Origin of the sequence: Aminobacter sp. J41 (assembly GCF_000526635.1) — a bacterium.
Classification (GTDB): domain Bacteria; phylum Pseudomonadota; class Alphaproteobacteria; order Rhizobiales; family Rhizobiaceae; genus Aerobium.
This window is the reverse complement of the sequence record NZ_JAGL01000028.1, coordinates 21,738-42,177: the sequence shown is the minus strand read 5'-3', so window position 1 is coordinate 42,177 and position 20,440 is coordinate 21,738. Positions and strand designations below refer to the sequence as shown.

Sequence of the window (20,440 nt, the reverse complement as noted above, 5' to 3'; positions counted from 1 at the left end):
CATCCTTGCGAACACCTTAAGCGAATGTAACTGTCTCTCGAAACGTGATCCGCCAAAGTCTCGTTTGGAACCCATCCAGATCCGAAGATCCTTCTCAAGTCCCGCGAGCCTCTGCCGCCCACGTTTCTCTTTCTTCGCTATTCAGTTGTCAAAGATCAGACACAAAACAGTGTCCCGGGCTCCATCACCATCGGCTTCAGCCCGACGAGGTTCGCTCACGCGGCTCGCTTGAATGTCGTCCAACTCGCGGATCACAAGAGCGAAGCTCTTCGCCGCCAGCAGCGCCGCCGCCGTCGTTGGTGAGGCGTATATAGGCCCCACTCCCCAACCCTGTCAACGACATTCTGCGAGATTTTTTCGCCCCAATGAACTTTTTCCCGCCTGCCCAAACCTTGCGCAAAATCAAGGCTATGGTCGAAAAATCGGCGGGCGGTGGACAACGGGCCAAGGTCATATTGGAGCCCCATTCGGCCCATAGTCCGTTCCTCCCATGACGCGGGCGCGATTGCACCGCAGTCTCCGCACAAGCGTCATCCTTTATACAGAGAGAGTGGGCTCCGGATTTTGGAGCTTTCGTTGACTTGGGGGCGTGTGACAGGCAATTGTCATCGCGCTCGACAATTCGAATGCAGTCCGCCCGAGGGGAAAGACCGCCGACCGCGATGCAGCAGTTCGATGACACCATAGCCGGGCTCGGCAACGAGCCGCCGCTCGTCGGCGACGGGCGCGCGGGTCCGCCGGACCGCCGCGAGGTGTCGGCACGCTGGCTCTCGGGCACATTCATGACCGGCATTACCTCCAGCGTGCTGATGGGGGCGGCCCTCTTCACGGCTCTCGACGGACGCGAAAAGCTCGCGACCCCCCCGGAGATTCTCAACCCAGCCTCGATCAGCACCACGGCCGCGGGCGATGCCGCCAAAACCACCAGGCTGGTGCCGCCGCGCACGCTTTCCCGCGCCACCGACCGGCGGCGCATGGAAGTGTCGACCATGGTCCGTGCCGGCGACCGCGACGTCGTTCGCACCATGCCGTTCGTGCATGTGAAGATGGCGCTCGCCGCAGGTCACACCACCACCCGCTCCTATCCGCCCTTCGATCCGCTGCAGGTATTCGCGGAAGACGAGAGCGCGGCGCGGCCCCGCAACGATCTTTTCGCCAGCACCGGCGTGATCTACGGCGCCAAGGTTGACAGCGAGGTCAGCCTTCGCACCACGGATTTCCCCCTCGACGTCGCCCAGTTCGACGAGCGCAGCGCCCTTTCCGCCGACGAGGTCGAGCAGGTCGTGCGCAATACCGGCGCGATCCTCACCGACGGCGACGTCCAGGTTGCGTCGCTTCATTATGTTGATCCGCAGCGATTCGGCGGCGCTGAAGCTGCGCTCTCCAGCCTGACGCTCGGCAGCTCGTTCGGCATCCGCATTGTGCAGGAGAACGTCTCCTACGCACCGCGCGATACCGAAGGCACCGATGCCGAAGGTTATGCCGAGGACATCATCCCCTTCCCCGTCGAGCGCAACGTCGCGGAGGCGCTTGAGGAGGCTGGTTATGCCGGCGCCGATTCGGAAGGCATGGTGCGGGCGATCTCAAAGCTGATGCGCACCGAAGCGCTGAAGGCCGGCCACGTGATTCGTCTGGGCATCGAGACCAGGGGCGAGATGGGGCGCATCGTGCGCGCCAGCATCTACAAGGGCCGCAGCCACGTCATCACCATCGCGCTCGACGACCGCAATCAGTATGTGCAGGGCAGCGAGCCGGAGCCGAATCCGGCGATCATGACCGCCTTCGACACGAACCAGCCGGCGGTGCGCGGCCGCGGCGACCTGCCGACCGTCTATGACGGCATCCACCGTGCCGCCTATTCCTACGGCATGTCGCGCCCGATGACCCGGCAGCTGATCCGGCTGCTGGCATCCGATGTCGACTTCCAGTCGCGCCTCACCCCGTCCGACCGGATCGAAGCCTTCTTCTCCCAGCCCGACGAGGACAATGCCGCGACGGAAAATTCCGAGCTGCTCTACGTCCAGGCAACCTTCAGCGGCACGACCCGCACCTTCTATCGCTTCCAGATGGAAGACGGCTCGGTCGAGTATTTTGACGAGGAAGGCCGCAGCTCGCGCCAGTTCCTGCTGCGCAATCCGGTGCCGAACGGCACCTTCCGCTCCGGCTTTGGCGGCCGCAAACACCCGATCCTCGGCTATACCCGCATGCACACCGGCGTCGACTACTCCGCTCCCCGCGGCACGCCGATCATCGCCTCCGGCGACGGCGTCATCGAGAAGGCAGGCTGGGCGGGCGGCTATGGTCGACAGACCATCATCCGCCACGCCAATGGCTACAAGACCTCGTACAACCACCAGAGCGCGATTGCAGAAGGTGTCACCGAAGGCGCGAAAGTTCGCCAGGGCCAGGTGATCGGCTATGTCGGCTCGACCGGTCTTTCGACGGGCAATCACCTCCACTACGAAGTCATCGTCAACGGCACCAAGGTCGACCCGATGCGCGTGCGCCTGCCGAACGAGAAGGCGCTGAAGGGCGAACAGCTCGAAGCCTTCAAGAAGGAACGCGAACGCATCGACCAGCTGCTGCGCGATGGGGACGAGCCGCGGCTCAAGATGGCGAGCGTCCGGTAGAAGAAAGAATGGACAAGAAAAAAGCCGGCTGGTCAGCGACCGCCGGCTTTTTCTTTTTCGTGTGAGTCGCCTATTCGATGAACTCGACGGTGACGCCCGGCGAAACCATCTTTGCCAGCTCCTCCGCGTCCCAGTTCGTCAGGCGAATGCAGCCGTTGGAGTTGGTCTTGCCGATCTTTTCCGGGTCGGGCGTACCGTGGATGCCGTAGGTCGGCTTCGACAGCGCAATCCAGACTGTGCCGACCGGACCGTTTGGCCCCGGAGGGATGGTCAGGATGCTGGTGTTGTTGCCCTGCTGGAAGTTGATCTTCGGATTATAGGTGTAGACCGGGTTCATCGCGATCCGCTCGATCGTGTGGGTGCCGGTCGGCGACGGGGTTGCGGTCGAGCCGATGGTCGACGGATAGATCGCGAGGAGCTTACCCGCGTCATCATAGACGCGCAGCTGCTTGCGGCCCTTGTCGGCAATGATGCGCGAGACCTTGCCGGTGAGCGGCTTGCCGACATTCGGCACCTTGACGATGGAGCCCGGCTTGTTGAAGTCGATGCCGGGATTGAGCGCGACCAGGTACTTCTGGTCGACATGGAAGCGCTCGCCGAGCATCTCGACTACCGAGGTGTAGCCGAGGCGCTCCATCTTTGCCTTCTCGCCATAGTCGCTCGGGATCGCGGCGACGAATGGGCCAGCCACGTCTTCCGGCTTGATCTCGTAGGTGATGAACGGATCGCCGCCGGTCGCCGCGAGTTTTTCGTCGATATAGGCGGCGTCGTAGGTGCGCAGCGTCTCGCCGGTGAGCTCGCGATAGGCATCGATCGCCTTGTTGACGTTGTCGCCGATGCGCCCGTCGATAACTCCGGGCGAAGCGCCGACGCGGTCGAGCAGGATCTGAATCTTGGCGATTTCCTCGGTGGCGCCGGTACGCGAAATCGTCGGCGCCTGGCTGACGTCGGGAATCGCGCGCGGCTGTTCCTCAAGGATCGTCGGCGTGTCAGGCGAAACCGTCGCCGTTTGGCTCTCGCCGGTGACGGGCTGCTGTTGCTCGCCGGGAACGGCGATGACCGAAGGCTGCTCCAGCGGTTTGCGCTCGACCGGCCCCGGCGTCACCAGGTCCGGATAGGGAGCAGGCGCCTCCTCATAGGGTGGGAGTTCCTCGCGCGCATAGCCATCGTCGGGATAGACATAGTCGTCCCCATTGTCCTCGAGAATGTACTCGTCGTCCGGGTACACTGGCTCCGCCGGGTAGCGGCGGCCATAGTCGCGGTAGCGGTCATCGTAGCCGCCGCGGCCAAGCTCCTCGCGGCGGATCTCCCCGCGCGCGCGGCCGCGCGGCTCACGGATCGCCACGACTTCGCCGGTATAGACGTCAAGAAGCACTTCCCGGCCATACTGGTCATAGAAGACCTCGACCTGGCGGCTCTGTGCAGCCGCCTCCAGCGAAAGGCCCGCCACGAGAGCCAAAGTCAGGGGAATCAGTCTCGCCGTCATTCCGTTGTCCCGATTGCAAAGTGGCCGATTTCGTTGACCACGCTATCGCATGCGACATGAACGGGACATGAAAATGGCAGAACGCAACGTCACGTGCGAGTGAGCGTTGCGCCCGGCGCTATCGTCGGCGGTGATGCGTTCAGCTTCTCGACGGCGAAGCCCGCGGCCGCCTTGTAGCCCGCCATGAACTCGGTGCGTTCCTCGGGCGGGATCACATCGTCGATATTGTCGAACGTGCCGCCGCAGCGCTCGTCAACGAGGTTGAGCAGCCCGAACGGTCCCGCACCGCGGTTGCGCAACACGATCTGAGAGACGGGGCCGCAATACTCTGTGTCGAACGCCGCCAGCGCATCCGGTGTAAGGCCATGCCAGAGGAAAAGAGCGCCGAGGAGACGCGCATCCATGATCCCCTGGCTCGCGCCATTCGAGCCGGTCGGGTACATCGGGTGTGCGGCGTCGCCGATCAAGAGAACCCGGCCGTCATGCCAGGTCGGAACCGGATCGCGGTCGATCATCGGGTTCTCGTAGGCGATCTGGGCACCACGCAGCAGCGCCGGAATGTCCAGCCATTCATAGGTCCAGCCGTCGAAGTGGTGCGCGAAGTCGTCGATCTCGACCGGCTTGAACCAGCCGCGGTTCTTCCAGCCTTCGGACGGATCGACCGTCACCTCGGCGATCCAGTTGATGGTCGCAAGGCCGGTTTCGGCATCGGGAGCGGAGATCGGGTAGAAGACGAAGCGGTGCCGGTGGGTGCCGAGGCCGACGAACGAAGCGCCGGTGCGGATCGGGACCCCAGGGCTGGTGCCGCGCCACATGATCGCGCCGCCCCAGTGGATCGGCGGCTGATCGGGGTGCATCTGCGCCCGCACCGCGGAATGCAGACCGTCCGCGCCGATGAGAAGGCAGCCATTCTCTTCGAACTTTTCGCCATCAGCCGTCTCGACAATGGCGGTGACGGTTCCGTCCGCATTGTTCCGGTAGCCGGTGACGCGCGCGCCGAATCGGATGACCTCCGGCCCTGCCCGCTCAACCAGCTTGCGATAGAGCATCATCTGCAGCTCGCCACGGTGGACCGAATATTGCGGCCATTTGTAACCGGCCAGCAGCCCCCGCGGTTCGGAATAGATGTCGTTGCCGTTGAGCCCGACCAGCGCCCATTCGCGGGTCTGCATGCCGATCGCATCGAGATCGGCTTCACTGATCCCAAGGTCGAAAAGTTCGCGCACTGCGTTCGGCTGCAGGTTGATGCCGACGCCGAGCGGCCGCAGGTCGCGCACCGATTCAAGGACGAGGACCGGCGCACCGATCTGGTGCAGCGTCAGCGCAAGCGAAAGGCCGGCGATGCCACCGCCAGCAATAATCACGGGTTCTGCAGTCACGGCCCCTCCCCTGGGCTGTAGTATTCAGAGCAGTCCGGGAAAGGTCATGCTCTGCCAAGGCACGGGACAAGCCCGGCCAGTTCCTCCACTTTCGCGGGATGCTGTAGATGATTTTGCGTCTGAGTGAAACCGGCACGCGAACAATTCTAGTGAGGCCTGTGGTCTCACTCGGTTACATGAACCCGCTCGAACAGATTGCGATACTCCTGCACAAGGCCGTCCGCATCGACGACCAGTTCGGCCTCAAAGCCAGCGGCGGTGCCCAGGTCGATGTAGCGGATGATGTCACGGCTCTGGCGCAGATAGCGCTGGCGCGAGCGGACAACAGAAAGATCGGCCGCGTCGACGTATACGGTATCGAGGGTGAGCTCCGCCCCAACCTCCGCCCCGAGCCGGCGGATCGGCAGCGTGTTGCAGAACGGCGTCGCCGACAGGTCCGGCTCGTCGGCACCGTTAAGGTCGCTGCGCACCTCGCCGTTGACCGACCAGCCGCCGCCCACGCGTTCCATCCGAACGTCCTGCCGGCCGGACGGGCCATATTTGTGCATTTCGAGGGATGTAGTTCGCCACTCGTGATCGAGCAGCCATTCGTAGTCGAGCTGGAAGCCCGAATGCTCGATGCTGACTATGGTTGAGCTGGCGCGAATGCCGCCCACCCCGGCCTCGAGTTCCAGACGTTCGAGCGCCGTTAGGTCGAGCCGCCGCCAGAAGAGGATCATCTTGCCCTGCATGGCATTTTGTCCCCGTCATGGTTGTGCACCCTCCCCCATGGGGGAAGGGTGCCTGTTGTTGTGGTCGTCAGGCCGCTGCCGCCTCGGTTTCCGCCGCGCGCTGCTTCGGGCGGAAGATCAGCCGGTCCGAACCGGACGTAATCTTGACGGAAGAGCCATCGAAGATTTCGCCCATCAGGATCTTCTCAGCGAGCGGATCCTGCAGTTCCTTCTGGATCACGCGCTTCAGCGGACGCGCTCCATAGGCAGGATCATAACCCTTTTCCGCCAGCCATTCGACCGCCTCATCGTCGAGGTCGAGGACGATCTTGCGATCCTCGAGCAGCTTCTCGAGACGAGCCAGCTGGATCTGGACGATCTGGCCCATGTCCTTACGCCGCAGGCGGTGGAACAGGATGATCTCGTCGACACGGTTCAGGAACTCCGGACGGAAGGACGCCTTCACCACCGCCATCACGTCGTCGCGGACCTTGTCGACGTCCTCATTCTCGCCGAGCGAGACGAGATAATCGGCGCCGAGGTTGGACGTCATGATGATCAGCGTGTTGCGGAAGTCGACGGTCCGGCCCTGTCCATCGGTCAGGCGGCCATCATCGAGCACCTGCAGGAGCACGTTGAAGACGTCCGGGTGCGCCTTTTCGATCTCATCGAACAGGATCACCTGATACGGTCGGCGCCGAACCGCCTCGGTAAGAACGCCGCCTTCCTCATAGCCGACATAACCGGGAGGGGCGCCGATCAGACGGGCCACGGAGTGCTTCTCCATGAATTCCGACATGTCGATGCGGACTATCGCGGTGTCGTCGTCGAACAGGAATGCAGCCAGCGCCTTGGTCAGCTCCGTCTTGCCGACGCCCGTCGGGCCAAGGAACATGAACGAGCCTATCGGCCGGTTCGGGTCCTGCAGGCCGGCACGCGCGCGGCGCACCGCCTTGGAGACGGCCTGGATTGCCTCACCCTGCCCCACAACGCGCTTGCCAAGCTCGTCTTCCATACGCAGCAGCTTCTCGCGCTCGCCTTCGAGCATTTTGTCGACCGGAATGCCGGTCCAACGCGACACAACATGCGCAATGTGCTGCGGGGTCACGGTCTCTTCGACCATCGAGCCCGCGCTGTCATGGGCTTCAGCTTCAGCGAGCTTCTTTTCGAGCTCGGGGATGCGGCCATAGGCGAGCTCACCCGCCTTGGCGAACTCGCCCTTGCGCTGTGCGATCGCCAGTTCATTGCGCGCCTCGTCGAGCTGCTTCTTCAGTTCCGCGGCGAGGCCCAGCTTCTGCTTCTCGGCCTGCCACTTCGCCGTCAGCGTCGCTGACTTTTCCTCAACTTCGGCGAGTTCCTTCTCCAGCCTGACCAGGCGATCCTTCGACGCCTCGTCGGTCTCGACCTTCAGCGCCTCCCGCTCGATCTTCAGCTGCATGATGCGGCGGTCGAGTTCGTCGAGCTCTTCGGGCTTCGAATCGACCTGCATGCGCAGGCGCGAAGCCGATTCGTCGACAAGGTCGATCGCCTTGTCCGGCAGGAAGCGGTCGGTGATGTAGCGGTTCGACAGCATTGCCGCCGAGACCAGCGCCGAGTCGGAGATGCGCACCTTGTGGTGCTGCTCGTACTTTTCCTTGATGCCGCGCAGGATCGAGATCGTGTCCTCGACCGTCGGCTCTTCAACGAAGACCGGCTGGAAGCGGCGGGCAAGTGCGGCATCCTTCTCGATGTACTTGCGGTACTCGTCGAGCGTGGTCGCGCCAACGCAGTGCAGCTCGCCGCGTGCCAGCGCCGGCTTCAGAAGGTTCGATGCATCCATCGCCCCCTCGGACTTGCCGGCGCCGACCAGCGTGTGCATCTCGTCGATGAACAGGATGATGCCGCCTTCGGCTGCCGTCACCTCGGACAGCACTGCCTTCAGACGCTCCTCGAACTCGCCGCGATACTTCGCGCCGGCGATCAGCGAGCCCATGTCGAGCGCCATCAGCTGCTTGTCCTTGAGGGACTCCGGCACGTCGCCATTGACGATGCGCAGCGCCAAGCCTTCCGCGATCGCGGTCTTGCCCACGCCCGGTTCGCCAATCAGCACCGGGTTGTTCTTCGTGCGACGCGACAGCACCTGGATGGTGCGGCGAATTTCGTCGTCGCGTCCGATCACCGGATCAAGTCGGCCGGCACGCGCGTCAGCCGTCAGGTCGCGCGCATACTTCTTCAGCGCGTCATAGCCCTGCTCGGCAGATGCCGAATCGGCGGTGCGGCCCTTGCGGATGTCCTCGATCACGCGGTTGAGCGCGGTCGCCGTCACGCCCGACTTCGCCAGGATGTCGGCGGTTTTTGCCGACTTCTCGACGGCAAGTGCGGTCAGGAGGCGCTCGACAGTGACGAAGGAATCGCCGGCCTTCTTCGCCAGTTCCTCGGCGGTCGCGAAAACCTTGGCCAGCGGCTGCGACAGGTAGAGCTGCCCGTTGCCGCCTTCGACCCGCGGCAGTGCATCAAGGGCTGCCTCGACGCCGAGGCGCACGTCCTTTGAGCGTCCGCCGGCACGCTCGATCAGCGAGGATGCAAAGCCCTCCTCGTCATCGATCAGGACCTTCAGGATATGCTCGGGCGTGAACTGCTGATGATTGCGGGAAAGCGCCATCGTCTGGGCAGACTGGATGAAACCCCGCACGCGCTCGGAATACTTCTCAATGTTCATCTGTGTCTCCATTCCCTGACCGGCCCGCCAGGCAGCACCGGATCAGATTCAATGTGACGGACCCCCATCAACGCCATGACCGTAGTCAAAACGTCTTCGCGGCAGGCCCCGTTGACGCGGATATGGGCATGTCAGCCGATCGGCTCAAGAGCTTGTGAAGGCGACAAGAAGAACTTTTTTGCAGGGTCTCGCGAAGAGCCTTTTCACCGCCGCCGCATGGACACGATAACGCATTTTCCGGCGACACAAACGAAAACGGCGGGCCTGAGCCCGCCGTCCTGAACTGCTGTATCTAAAGCTTACTGTGCCGCTTCGGTGATCGGCTCGTCGCCGGACGTTCCTGCTTCGCTCGCCTCTTCGCCGGACTTCAGGCGTGGGCGGCGGGTGCGGCGCGGACGACGGGCAGGAGCATCTTCCTGTTCACCATCCGTCGGCGAAGCTTCGCCATTGGCTGCGGCAGCGGGTGCTGCCTCCTCGGCGGCTTCAGCCTGCGGCGCCTCGGCCGGAGCCTCGGCTGCAGCGGCAGCGCGCGAACGGCGACCACCTTCCTGCTTCGGCTGGGCGGGAGCCTCGACTTCCGCCGCGTCGGTCAGGGCAACCTCAGCAGGCGTGCCCTCGATGACCGGCTGCGGCTCGCTGCCGTCACGCGGCTGCTCGGCACCATCGCCATCGCGGTGACGACGACGCTCGTGGCGCTGCTGATGCTGATTGTTATTCTGCTGCTGCTCGGCAGGCGCTGCCTGCTGCTGCGGCTGGACCGGCGTGAAACCGTCGTCCATCTCGTCGTCGGCATCCTCGTCGTCGCGAATGTCGCGAACCGGCTGCTGCGGCATCTGCGCCATCGCCGCCATGATGATGCGGTTATAGTGCTCTGCGTGCTGCAGGTAGTTCTCGGCCATGACACGATCGCCGGCGCTCTGGGCGTCCCGTGCGAGTGCGGTGTACTTTTCGGCGATCTGCTGAGCGGAGCCGCGGATCTTTACGTCCGGGCCGTTACTCTCGTACGTACGGGTTAGCGGATTCGGGCCTTTACGGTTCTGGTTATTGCCGTTGTTATTGCCGCCGCCGCGCCCGCGCATGCGCCTGTTCTGCTGTGGCCTCATTCTGGTCTCTCTTTTGAGGATGCCAATGTCCGCTCAGACGGAGTCGCCGTCCGCGTAGCGTCCTTTGATGGCGGTCAGCCGCTGGAAACGGGCTATCGCCACGTAATTCCTGTCCCGTTCATGTACTTTCCGGACGTTCCCCGCACGAAGCTCAAGCGCTATGGCTTATGCAAGAAGGCAGTCTGTTCACGCTGTTCACAGGGAACCGAATCGATAACGGCACTGCCTGCCTCGTCACATCCGGTGCCGGGAAACTAGCGGCAATAACTGCCTTTGCCAAGCGCTTTTTTCTTCGACTCACCCAAGCAGCTAGAGCTTAAAGGCAAGGGATCTGCGGTGTCCACCAAGGTCATCTGCGCCTTCTACGAGAACGAAGCCGCGGGCCCTGAAGATCGCCTCGACCGCATCAGGCTGATCGTATCCGACTTCAACAACTACAACGCCAGCTTCCAGCAAATGTTCCGGAGCACCGGCCGCGATAGCCCGATAGGCATCCAGCCCATCCGGCCCGCCATCGAGCGCTGCGAGGGGATCGAAATCCCGGACTTCGCGCTCAAGTGAAGCAATCACGTCTGTCGGTATGTAGGGCGGGTTCGAGACGATTACGTCAAATCGCCGGTCAATATTGTCGTACCAGCTGGACCTTAGGGTCTCGAAACGATCCGCGACACGATTGATATCGGCATTGCTCTTCGCCGTTGCAAGGGCATCGGGCGAAATATCTGTCGCCAGCGCCCGCGCGCGGGGTTCCTCATGGATGAGCGCGAGCGCTATCGCGCCCGTTCCGGTGCCCATGTCGAGGATCGAACAGCTGCCCTTTTCCTCCGCGATGCGACGGACATAGGGCAGCGCGAGCTCCACCAGCGATTCCGTATCGGGCCGGGGCTCCAGAGTTTCAGCGGAAATCTTTAGCTGCAGGCCGTAGAATTCCCGGTAGCCGATGATGCGGTGGACAGGCTCACCGTTAAGCCTGCGATCGAGTGCAGCAAGCACCGCCTCTACCCGCTCCTGCGGGATCACACGTTCGGGATCAAGCACCGCATCGGTGCGGCTGGTGCCGGTAAAGTGTTCGACGAGCAGGCGCGCATCGAGCGCCGCGCTCTGCTTGCCGGCCTGCTCCAGTACGGAACGCACATGCCGGATGAGAGGTCCCAGCGCCGGGCGCGGCTGCTGCATCTCGTCAGCCGTCCTGACCGGCTTCCAGCAGCAGCTTCGACTGGTGGTCGGCGATCAGCGCCTGGATGACCTCGTCGAGCTCACCCATCATCACCCGGTCGAGCTTGTAGAGCGTCAGGTTGATGCGGTGATCGGTCAGGCGCCCCTGCGGGAAGTTGTAGGTGCGGATGCGCTCCGAGCGGTCGCCAGAGCCGACCTGCAGGCGCCGAGCTTCCGAACGCTCGCTCGCGGCCTTCTCGCGCTCCATGTCGTAGAGACGGGCGCGCAGGATCTGCATGGCGCGGGCCCGGTTCTGGTGCTGCGACTTTTCCGCCGACACCACCATGATGCCGGTCGGCAGGTGGGTGATGCGCACGGCCGAGTCGGTGGTGTTGACGTGCTGGCCGCCAGCACCGGACGCACGCATCGTGTCGATGCGGATGTCTTCGGCTTTGATCTCGATGTCGACCTCTTCCGCTTCCGGAAGCACCGCGACTGTTGCTGCGGACGTATGGATGCGACCGCCCGCCTCCGTCTCTGGCACGCGCTGGACGCGGTGGACGCCCGATTCGAACTTCAGGTGCGCGAAAACGCCTTTGCCCGACACCGAGGCGATGATTTCCTTGTAGCCGCCGACTTCGCCCTCGCTCGCCGAGACGACCTCGACACGCCAGCCCTTGGAAGCAGCATAGCGCTCGTACATGCGAAACAGGTCGCCGGCGAACAGCGCGGCCTCGTCGCCGCCGGTGCCTGCGCGGATTTCGAGGATCGCGTTCTTCTCGTCGGCAGCGTCCTTCGGCAGCAGAAGGATCTGGATCTCCTTCTTCAGCTCTTCGAGCTTTTCCTCGACGCCCGGCAGCTCGGCTTCGGCGAGCTCGCGCATCTCCGCATCGAGCGACTTGTCTTCGAGCATCGCCTCAAGGTCGGCAAGTTCATCCTCGGCCGCACGCAGCTCACGGATCTTGCCTGCCATTTCCTGAAGCTCGGAATATTCCGACGCGAGCTTGACGTAGACGTCTGGCTCCGGACCAGCCGCCATCTGCACTTCGAGCAGTTCGAAGCGTTTCAGGACCTGGTCCATCCGGTCGCGCGGCAAATCGATCATGTGTTGTCCGTAATGGGCGTCAAAAAGGATCAGAGCGGAATGTTGTGCTCTTCGGCGAATGCCTTGAGCAATGCGCGCACGTCGCGCTCGCAGCTCTGGCCGTTCAAGAGGTCATCCATGATTTCGGTCAGCTTGCCAAGCGGCAGTTCCACCAGCATCGCCTTGACCGGGCCGATGGCGGCCGGGGACATGGAAATCGCGCGGTAGCCGACGGCGAGCAGCGCCATCGCAGAAATCGGCCGGCCGGCCATCTCGCCGCAGAGCGTGACGGAGGTACCCGTCTCCTGGCCCATGTCGGCGATCTGGCGCAGGACGCGGAGGAACGGCACGGAGATCGGATCGTAACGGTCCGCGACCTGGTTGTTGCCACGGTCGGTCGCCGTGATGAACTGGAACAGGTCGTTCGAGCCGACGGAAATGAAGTCGACGGCGTTCATCACCTCTTCCAGCTGCCACAGCAGCGCCGGCACCTCGACCATGGCGCCGAGCTTCAGCGTGTTCGGAAGGTGATGCGCGAAGCGCGACAGGTGCCGGACCTCCTTGTCGATGATCTCGCGGGCCTGGCGGATCTCGGTCAGCGTGGTGACCATCGGCAGCATGACGCGCAGCTCGCGCCCGCCGGCAGCCTTCAGCAGCGCACGGATCTGCGTGCGCAAGAGGCCGGGACGATCCAGCGTCAGGCGCACCGCGCGCCAGCCGAGCGCCGGGTTCTCCTCGTGGCCAACGCCCTTGAAATAGGGCAGCACCTTGTCGCCGCCGATGTCGATGGTGCGGAAGGTGACCGGTCGGTTACCGGCGGCATCCAGCACTTCGCGATAGAGACGCTCCTGCGCCTCGGCACGCGGGAAGGTAGACGCCACCATGAACTGCAGCTCAGTGCGGAACAGGCCGATGCCCGCCGCACCCGACTGCTCAAGCTGCGGCAGGTCAACCGCCAGGCCAGCGTTCATAAGCAGGTCGACCTTGACGCCGTCCTTCGTCTCGCTCGGCTTGTCGCGCAGCTCGCGATAGAGCTTCTGCTTGCGCGCGCGGAACCGGACCTTTTCCGCATAGGCCTTCTCGACGTCGGCCTGCGGGCGCAGGTGGACGACGCCCTCGTCGCCGTCGACGATGATTGCGTCGCCGTTCTCCGACATGGAGACGGCGCCTTTCATCTGGCCCGCGACGGGAATGCCCATCGCGCGCGCCACGATGACGACGTGGCTGGTGATCGCGCCCTCTTCCAGCACGAGGCCGCGCAGCTTCTCGCGCGGATAGTCAAGGAGTTCGGCCGCCCCCATCGAGCGGGCAACGATGATCGCGTCGCGCGGCAGCGAGCTTGCAAGCATCTCCGGGCCACCGCCCAAGAGCATCCGCAACAGGCGGTTGGCCAGATCGTCGAAGTCGCTCATCCGCTCGCGCAGATAGGGGTCGGTCATGTGCAGCATGCGCGCGCGCATGTCGCTCTGCACCTTCTCGACCGCCGCTTCCGCCGTCAGGCCGTTGCGAATCGCCTCCTCGAGACGTCGGACCCAGCCGCGGTCGTTCGCGAACATGCGGTAGGCCTCGAGCACCTCGCGGTGCTCCCCCTCGAAGGCGATCTCGCGGCGCGACAGCATGTCGTCGATCGACAGGCGCAGCGAGCTCAACGCCTTTTCGAGGCGCTGGAGTTCTGCCTCGCTGTCCTCGTTGAAGAGGTTGGTGACAACGATGCGCGGCTCGTGCAGCCGCACATGGCCGAGGCCGACGCCGTCGCTGAATGGAGCACCCTTGAGCGTCACGGGGCGGGAAAGGTCGAGCTCGATGCCGGGCCGCGCAAGGCGCGCAAGGTCGCCCGTCGCGATCATCTCGGCGATCACCATCGCCGTCGTTTCCAGCGCTTCAACCTCGTCCTCGCGATAGACGCGCTGCGTGCGGTTCTGCACGACAAGGACGCCGAGCGTGCGGCCGGCGCGCAGTACCGGCACACCAAGGAACGAGTGATAGATCTCTTCGCCGGTCTCCGGCAGGTAGGCGAAGGCGGGGTGCTTTTGCGCGTCGGAAAGGTTCAGCGCCCGCGCGCTCGCGGCGATGGTGCCGACGAGGCCCTCGCCGAGGCGCAGCTGCGCATTGTGGACCGCGTTCCGGTTGAGGCCCTCGGTCGCGTAGAGCTCGAGGACCGAATCAGCGCGCAGCACATAGAGGGAGCAGACCTCCGCGACCATATTCTGGGCGATATGGTACACGATCTGGTCGAGCCGCTCCTGCGGCTCGAGCGGTTCGGCCATCAGCTCACGAAGCCGTCTCAGCAATAGGCGTGGGCCAGCGGCCGTGTCACGCATGAGCGCTTCCCTCCAATGCCGGAAGGACGGCTAGACCACTCGCGCGGTCCCCGTCCTCTCCAGAGTTCCGGTGCGTACTGCCTACTGCTTATCGAGGCCGTAGACTGAATGTAAAGTCCGGACTGCCAGTTCGGTGTAGGGGCCGTCGATCAGGATGGAGATCTTGATCTCCGAGGTCGTGATCGCACGGATATTGATACCCTTTTCCGCCAGGGCGCGGAAGGCGGTGGCCGCCACGCCCGTATGGCTGCGCATGCCGATGCCGATGATCGAGACCTTCGACATGCCGTCCTCGTGCTGGACAGCGTCGAACCCGACGGTTTCCTTGACCTTCTCGAGCGTCAGCAGCGCCTTCGGCAGGTCGCCTGCCGGGACGGTGAAGGTCATGTCGGTGTAGGATCCGTCCTCGGAAATGTTCTGGACGATCATGTCCACATTGATGCCGGCCTCGGCCAGAGGGCCGAAGATGCCTGCAGCAACGCCCGGACGGTCCGAAACGCGGCGCAGGGAAATCTGCGCCTCGTCCTTGGCGTAGGCGATGCCGGTGACGACTTGCTGTTCCACGATTTCATCCTCGTCGCAAATGAGGGTTCCGGGCGGGTTGAGAAGATCGCCCATTCCAGGGGCGTCGGGCTCGACGAACGAGGAACGAACGAAGGTGCGCACCTTGTGCACCATCGCAAGCTCGACCGAACGGACCTGAAGCACTTTCGCGCCAAGCGACGCCATTTCCAGCATTTCCTCGAAGGAAATCTTGGCAAGGCGGCGTGCCTTGGGCTCGATGCGCGGATCGGTCGTGTAGACGCCGTCCACGTCGGTGTAGATGTCGCAGCGATCGGCCTTCACCGCAGCCGCGATCGCCACCGCGCTGGTGTCAGAGCCGCCGCGGCCAAGCGTCGAAATGCGGTTGTCCGGAGCAATGCCTTGGAAACCGGCGATGACCGCGACCTGGCCTTCCTTGAAACGCTCGATCAGGAACGAACCGTCGATGTCCTCGATGCGCGCGGCACCGTGGGCATTGTTGGTCTTGACCGGGATCTGCCAACCCTGCCAGGACCGAGCGTTGATGCCCATCGACTGCAGGACGAGGGCAAGAAGACCCGACGTTACCTGTTCACCCGAAGCGACGACGGCGTCGTATTCGCGTGCGTCGTAAATGTTCAGGTTGGCGCCTTCGGCCTTCGAAGCTTCCTGAACCCAGCCGACCAGTTCGTTTGTCTTGCCGGCCATCGCCGACACGACAACGGCAACCTCGTGGCCGGCATCGACCTCGCGTTTCACATGCCGCGCCACGTTGCGGATGCGGGCGATGTCGGCGACGGAGGTTCCGCCGAATTTCATCACGATGCGCGCCATGGAAGCGATATGTCCTCGATACGGCCGGAGCAAAAACTCCGGAGAACTTCAAATTGAAGCGCCTGCCGGGCGGCGGCGCGAATGCGCGGGTTCCATAGCCAAATCCGCGCAGCTTCGCAAGCGAATGGCTAGGTTGCGGGTTGACATTCTGGGCGCCCTCCCCGACTTCATTGCGCTGAAGGAGACACAGACTATGACCCAACCCCGACGAACGACCATCGACGCGGGCGAAGTGGAGCGTTTCTCCGCGCTTGCGGCTGAGTGGTGGAATCCGAACGGGAAATTCCGTCCGCTGCACAAGTTCAATCCGGTCCGCCTCGCCTACATCCGCGACCAGGTTGCGGCGCGTTTCGGTCGTGACCCGCGAGCGGCAAAGCCGTTCGAGGGGCTGCGGATTCTCGACATCGGCTGCGGCGGCGGCCTGCTGTGCGAGCCACTGGCTCGCCTTGGCGCGGAAGTAGTTGGTGCGGATGCGTCCGAGACCAACATCGAGGTCGCCAAGCTGCACGCCCAGGAAGCCGGCGTATCGATCGACTACCGGGCAACCACGGCGGAAGACCTCGCCGACGCCGGCGAGACCTTTGACGTCGTGCTGGCGATGGAAGTCGTCGAGCACGTCGCCGACGTCGAGCTGTTCATTTCCAAGTCGGCGCAGATGGTGCGTCCCGGCGGCATCATGTTCGTCGCCACCATCAACCGCACGCTGAAGGCCTACGCGCTCGCCATCATCGGCGCCGAATATGTCCTGCGCTGGCTCAAGCGCGGCACCCACCAGTACGGGAAGCTGGTGCGCCCGGAAGAGCTCGAACGCGCGCTCAACAATGCCAACATGACGGTCATCGACCGCACCGGCGTTACCTACAATCCGCTCGCGGACCGCTGGGGCCGCTCCAAGGACATGGACGTCAACTACATGGTCCTGGCGGAGAAGACGGCGCAGTAACCTGGGCCGCAGCTCCTGCGGCCTTGTTTTGTTTCTTCAGCCTGCGAGCAGATCTTCAGCGGAAGGCATGAATGCCAGGTTGAGCCGTGGCATGACAATCGCGAGCGGCGTCGGTGGCCGTTTTCACCATTCCGCTCGCCACGCCTCCAGTAACAAACGTAACTGGAAAGCGCCGCGGAGCCGACAAGGGCGAAGCATCCTTCCCTTCGTCATCCGCGGGCTTGACCCGCGGATCCATGCCGGAATGTCTCCCCTGTGGGACGGCAGACAGCCCAGAAGCTCCTACCCCGCTGCCTGTGCCTTCGTTGTCATCACGACGCCGACGAAGATGATCGCCGTGCCGATCCAGGTCAGAAACGCATAGGTTTCGCCAAGCAGCAGCGTGCCGGCGATAATCGCGATCGCGGCGGCGACGTAGCTGATCTGGCTGAGATAAACCGGCCCGCTCACCGCCTGCAGGCGGAAGTAGCAGACGAACATGCCGGCGGCCGATGCGACCTGCGCCAGCGATAGTCCCGGCAGATCACCCAACAGGGCAATGCCAGCGAGCTGCCCGGTCACGGCTGCGAGCCCGAGCAGCATCAGCCCGGAAGCGAGATGGCTGCCGACGGCAAGCTCGGTCGGACCGGCACCTTCCGGCCAGTCCCAGGTCCGGTAAACGTTGCCGCAGGCAAGCAGCACCGGAAGCGTCAGCCCAATGCCAACCCAGGTTATCGAGGCCGGCGCACCCGCTTCCCCTCGCGTCGTCGCAACGAGCACGGCGCCGACGAAGCCGATGACGATGCCGAGCATGCCCAGAAGGTTAGGCTTCCGCACCCGAAAGATAACCGACAGGATCAGCGTGAACATCGGCGAGAGCGTGTACATGATGCCCATGTAGCCCGCGCCAAGGTGCGGCATGGCTGAGAACACGACCAAATTGGGGATGGCGTAGGAGACGGCAGCCGAGATGCCGTAGAAGCGCAGCCGCCGGGCATCGAGGCCAAGCCGTTCGTTGCGGGCACGCATGGTGATAAGCAGCACCGCTGCGGCCCCAGCCGAGACCAGCATCGCCCAGACCACTGGCGGCACGCCTGCCTCGCCCGCCACCTTGCCGAATGGCAGCATCAGCCCGAGCAGCGTGCCGGTCACGATGAGGAGACCAATGGCGGAATTCCAGAGGCCCCTCATGCGGCCTCAGTTCTGGTCATCTGGAAATACGGGCAGCGGCATGAAGTCGACGCCGTCGTCGATGAGCTGGCGCGCTTCCTCCGGCGTTGCCTCGCCATAGATGCCGCGCGGCTCCACTTCGCCGAAGTGGATCTTGCGGGCCTCCTCGGCAAAGCGCTCGCCGACATAGTCGGCGCTCTCGCGGGCCTTGCGGGCGAACTCCTTGAGCTTCTCGAGGGCCATGCGCTGCTCCTCGCCCATGGCAAGCGCGATCTTTTCCTGCTGCCGTCCGGTCGAGATGTTGGGCGCCATCAGCGTCTTCTCGACCTTGGGCGAGTGGCAGATCGGGCAGGTCACCAGCCCCCGCTCCTTCTGGGTGTCGAAATCAGCATTGCTGCGGAACCAGCCGTCGAACTCGTGCTTCTTTTCGCAGCAGAGCGTAAAGCGGATCATGGCGGCGCGCTGCTCCCTTATGCCCAGAAGTTCGCCACCTCGAACGGACGCCCGTTCTTCAGGTTCGGTATCTTCTTGCGGGCCTCGGCGGACGCGGCGGGATCGATTGCCGCGACGACCACGCCCGGCTCGTCATGATCGGCCTCGGCGACGACGCGACCCCACGGGTCGATGATCAGCGAGTGGCCGTAGGTCTCGCGGCCGTCCTCGTGCTTGCCGCCCTGTGCGGCGGTGATGACCCAGGCGCCGTTCTCGATCGCCCGGGCGCGCTGCAGGACATGCCAGTGCGCCTCGCCGGTCTGGCGGGTGAAGGCGGCAGGTGCAGTCAGAATTTGCGCACCATCCATCGCCTGCGCGCGGAACAACTGCGGAAAGCGGATGTCGTAGCACACGGCCATGCCGAGGCGGGCGAACGGCAGGTCGACGACCGACGCGCAGGTACCCGGCTCATAGGTCGCGGATTCGCGCCAGCTCTCACCATTGTCGAGGTCGACGTCGAACATGTGGATCTTGTCGTAGCTGGCGATCTTTTCGCCCGAAGGCGCGAAGATGAAGCCGCGGTTCGCGACCTTGCCGTCGTCGCGCGCGATCGCGGTCGAGCCGACATGCAGGTAGATGCCGAGCTCCTTTGCGAGCTCTGCTCCCTTGCGCGCGATCAGATCCTCAGCCTCAGGCTTGAGGATCGCCTTCAACTCGTCCTTGCCGCGCACCAGCGCGCCGGTCATTTCCGGCGTCTGCACATACTGCGCGCCCTTCGACGCTGCCTCGCGCACCAGCTTCTCAAAATCCGCAGCGTTCCGCTCCGGACTGGTTCCGGAACGCATCTGGACCGCTGCGACCTTCACAATGCTCATCTGTCCTACCTATGAATTTTCGCCGGCCAGCAATGCGTCGAGCTTCCCTGCTGCTTCCAGTTCGTGAAGATCGTCCGAGCCGCCGACGTGAATGTCGCCGATAAATATTTGGGGAAAGGTGTTACGGCCCGAGCGCTGGATCATCTCCTGCCGCAGCTCCGGAGAAAAGCTGGCGTCGTGCTCGACATAGGCAACGCCTTTCTGGTCGAGAAGACGTTTCGCGGCTGCGCAGTAACCGCACATCATCCGCGTGTAGATGGTCACTTCGGGCATTTTTCTATCCACCGTTGTTGTCTCTCATATAGAGCCGGCTTCTTCCGGCTGGAAGTCCCCCGGCAGCACGCGCGCGAATGTAAGCACGTCGACTTCGGTCGCGCCTGCCCGCTTGAGGGTCTTCGTCAGCGAGGTAACGGTGTTGCCCGTCGTATAGACGTCGTCGATCACGAGGATGTGCTTGTCACGTGCCTGAGGCACCATGTGCTTTGGCACACGGAACGCGCCGCGGACGTTTTCCTCACGCGCGCGGGCGGTCAGGCCGACCTGCTGCCGGGTCGCGCGAGCGCGAATCACTACCTCCGGCGCGAGTCGCTTACCGGTGAGCGCACACAGGGCGCGGGCAAGCTCGGCAGACTGGTTGAAGCGCCGGTTGAAATAGCGGGTGCGGTGCAAGGGCACCGGGACGATGAGATCGGCATCGGCAACGAGATCCGGCGCGACCCGCAGCATCCAGCGCGCCATTGATGGCGCGAGCTCGGTGCGGTCGCCGAATTTCAGGTTCAGCACCATCTGCCGCGCGACACCATTGTAGGAAACCGCTGCCCTGGCCCGCCGGAACGGCGGTGGGTTCGCGATCGCATCCGCCGACAGCATCCCCTCGCCTACCTCGTAGGAGAAGGGCGTGCCAAGCACATCGCACCAAGGTTGTTCGAGAAAGCGAAGCTTCGGCCAGCATTCACCGCATAGCGCGCCGGTCTCGGCCACCAGCCTCTGGCACCCCGCGCAGACAGGCGGAAACAGCATCCGCCCGGCCCACTGCGCCGCAGCGGCGATCAGGCTCTTGAACTGAACCGACGTTTCAGCCACGAGACATCCCACCCTGCCGTCACCATATACCGGACG

16 protein-coding genes are annotated in these 20,440 nt (G+C 63.8%); 2 read left to right on the top strand and 14 right to left on the bottom strand.

Going from position 1 to position 20,440, the window contains the following annotated elements; translation table 11 throughout:
• Positions 1 to 662 precede the first annotated feature (662 nt).
• On the top strand, positions 663 to 2,630 hold the full coding sequence (locus tag L630_RS0116195) for a M23 family metallopeptidase (RefSeq protein WP_024849284.1): 1,968 nt from the start codon (positions 663 to 665) through the stop codon (positions 2,628 to 2,630).
• Positions 2,631 to 2,700: 70 nt separating this feature from the next.
• On the opposite strand, the gene L630_RS0116190 is transcribed toward L630_RS0116195, so the two are convergent.
• The 9 genes from L630_RS0116190 to L630_RS0116150 all read right to left on the bottom strand — a co-directional run bounded on the left by L630_RS0116190 (position 2,701) and on the right by L630_RS0116150 (position 15,922).
• On the bottom strand, positions 2,701 to 4,116 hold the full coding sequence (locus L630_RS0116190; RefSeq protein ID WP_024849283.1) for a L,D-transpeptidase: 1,416 nt from the start codon (positions 4,114 to 4,116) through the stop codon (positions 2,701 to 2,703).
• A gap of 89 nt (positions 4,117 to 4,205) precedes the next feature.
• Positions 4,206 to 5,495, bottom strand: coding sequence for a flavin-dependent oxidoreductase (locus L630_RS0116185; protein ID WP_024849282.1), 1,290 nt, complete (start codon positions 5,493 to 5,495; stop codon positions 4,206 to 4,208).
• Between the two features lie 164 nt (positions 5,496 to 5,659).
• Positions 5,660 to 6,226, bottom strand: coding sequence for a putative glycolipid-binding domain-containing protein (locus L630_RS0116180; RefSeq protein WP_024849281.1), 567 nt, complete (start codon positions 6,224 to 6,226; stop codon positions 5,660 to 5,662).
• Between the two features lie 67 nt (positions 6,227 to 6,293).
• Positions 6,294 to 8,903 (bottom strand): ATP-dependent chaperone ClpB, encoded by a 2,610-nt coding sequence (clpB, locus tag L630_RS0116175; RefSeq protein ID WP_024849280.1) that lies wholly within the window; start codon positions 8,901 to 8,903, stop codon positions 6,294 to 6,296.
• A gap of 299 nt (positions 8,904 to 9,202) precedes the next feature.
• On the bottom strand, positions 9,203 to 10,006 hold the full coding sequence (locus L630_RS0116170) for a DUF4167 domain-containing protein (RefSeq protein WP_024849279.1): 804 nt from the start codon (positions 10,004 to 10,006) through the stop codon (positions 9,203 to 9,205).
• Positions 10,007 to 10,315: 309 nt separating this feature from the next.
• On the bottom strand, positions 10,316 to 11,182 hold the full coding sequence (gene prmC / locus L630_RS0116165; RefSeq protein WP_024849278.1) for a peptide chain release factor N(5)-glutamine methyltransferase: 867 nt from the start codon (positions 11,180 to 11,182) through the stop codon (positions 10,316 to 10,318).
• Positions 11,183 to 11,186: 4 nt separating this feature from the next.
• A complete protein-coding gene (prfA, locus tag L630_RS0116160) occupies positions 11,187 to 12,266 on the bottom strand; it encodes a peptide chain release factor 1 (RefSeq protein ID WP_024849277.1) in 1,080 nt (359 codons plus the stop codon).
• Positions 12,267 to 12,295: 29 nt separating this feature from the next.
• Positions 12,296 to 14,566, bottom strand: a complete 2,271-nt coding sequence (gene ptsP / locus L630_RS0116155; protein ID WP_024849276.1) for a phosphoenolpyruvate--protein phosphotransferase — start codon at positions 14,564 to 14,566, stop codon at positions 12,296 to 12,298.
• A gap of 81 nt (positions 14,567 to 14,647) precedes the next feature.
• Positions 14,648 to 15,922 (bottom strand): aspartate kinase, encoded by a 1,275-nt coding sequence (locus L630_RS0116150; protein ID WP_024849275.1) that lies wholly within the window; start codon positions 15,920 to 15,922, stop codon positions 14,648 to 14,650.
• Positions 15,923 to 16,115: 193 nt separating this feature from the next.
• On the opposite strand from L630_RS0116150, the gene ubiG reads away from it, so the two are divergent.
• The gene (gene ubiG / locus L630_RS0116145) at positions 16,116 to 16,865 is read left to right on the top strand and encodes a bifunctional 2-polyprenyl-6-hydroxyphenol methylase/3-demethylubiquinol 3-O-methyltransferase UbiG (RefSeq protein WP_024849274.1); all 750 of its coding nucleotides are present in this window, start codon (positions 16,116 to 16,118) and stop codon (positions 16,863 to 16,865) included.
• 282 nt (positions 16,866 to 17,147) lie between these two features.
• On the opposite strand, the gene L630_RS0116140 is transcribed toward ubiG, so the two are convergent.
• The 5 genes from L630_RS0116140 to L630_RS0116120 are packed head-to-tail and all read right to left on the bottom strand — an operon-like array spanning position 17,148 to position 20,404.
• A complete protein-coding gene (locus L630_RS0116140) occupies positions 17,148 to 18,035 on the bottom strand; it encodes a DMT family transporter (protein WP_024849273.1) in 888 nt (295 codons plus the stop codon).
• Positions 18,036 to 18,041: 6 nt separating this feature from the next.
• Positions 18,042 to 18,467: a DUF1178 family protein gene (locus L630_RS0116135; protein ID WP_024849272.1), complete on the bottom strand. Its 426-nt coding sequence runs from the start codon at positions 18,465 to 18,467 to the stop codon at positions 18,042 to 18,044.
• A gap of 17 nt (positions 18,468 to 18,484) precedes the next feature.
• The gene (locus L630_RS21630) at positions 18,485 to 19,321 is read right to left on the bottom strand and encodes a carbon-nitrogen hydrolase family protein (RefSeq protein ID WP_034330596.1); all 837 of its coding nucleotides are present in this window, start codon (positions 19,319 to 19,321) and stop codon (positions 18,485 to 18,487) included.
• 9 nt (positions 19,322 to 19,330) lie between these two features.
• Positions 19,331 to 19,594 (bottom strand): glutaredoxin 3, encoded by a 264-nt coding sequence (grxC, locus tag L630_RS0116125; RefSeq protein ID WP_024849271.1) that lies wholly within the window; start codon positions 19,592 to 19,594, stop codon positions 19,331 to 19,333.
• A gap of 24 nt (positions 19,595 to 19,618) precedes the next feature.
• A complete protein-coding gene (locus tag L630_RS0116120) occupies positions 19,619 to 20,404 on the bottom strand; it encodes a ComF family protein (protein ID WP_024849270.1) in 786 nt (261 codons plus the stop codon).
• Positions 20,405 to 20,440: the final 36 nt, after the last annotated feature.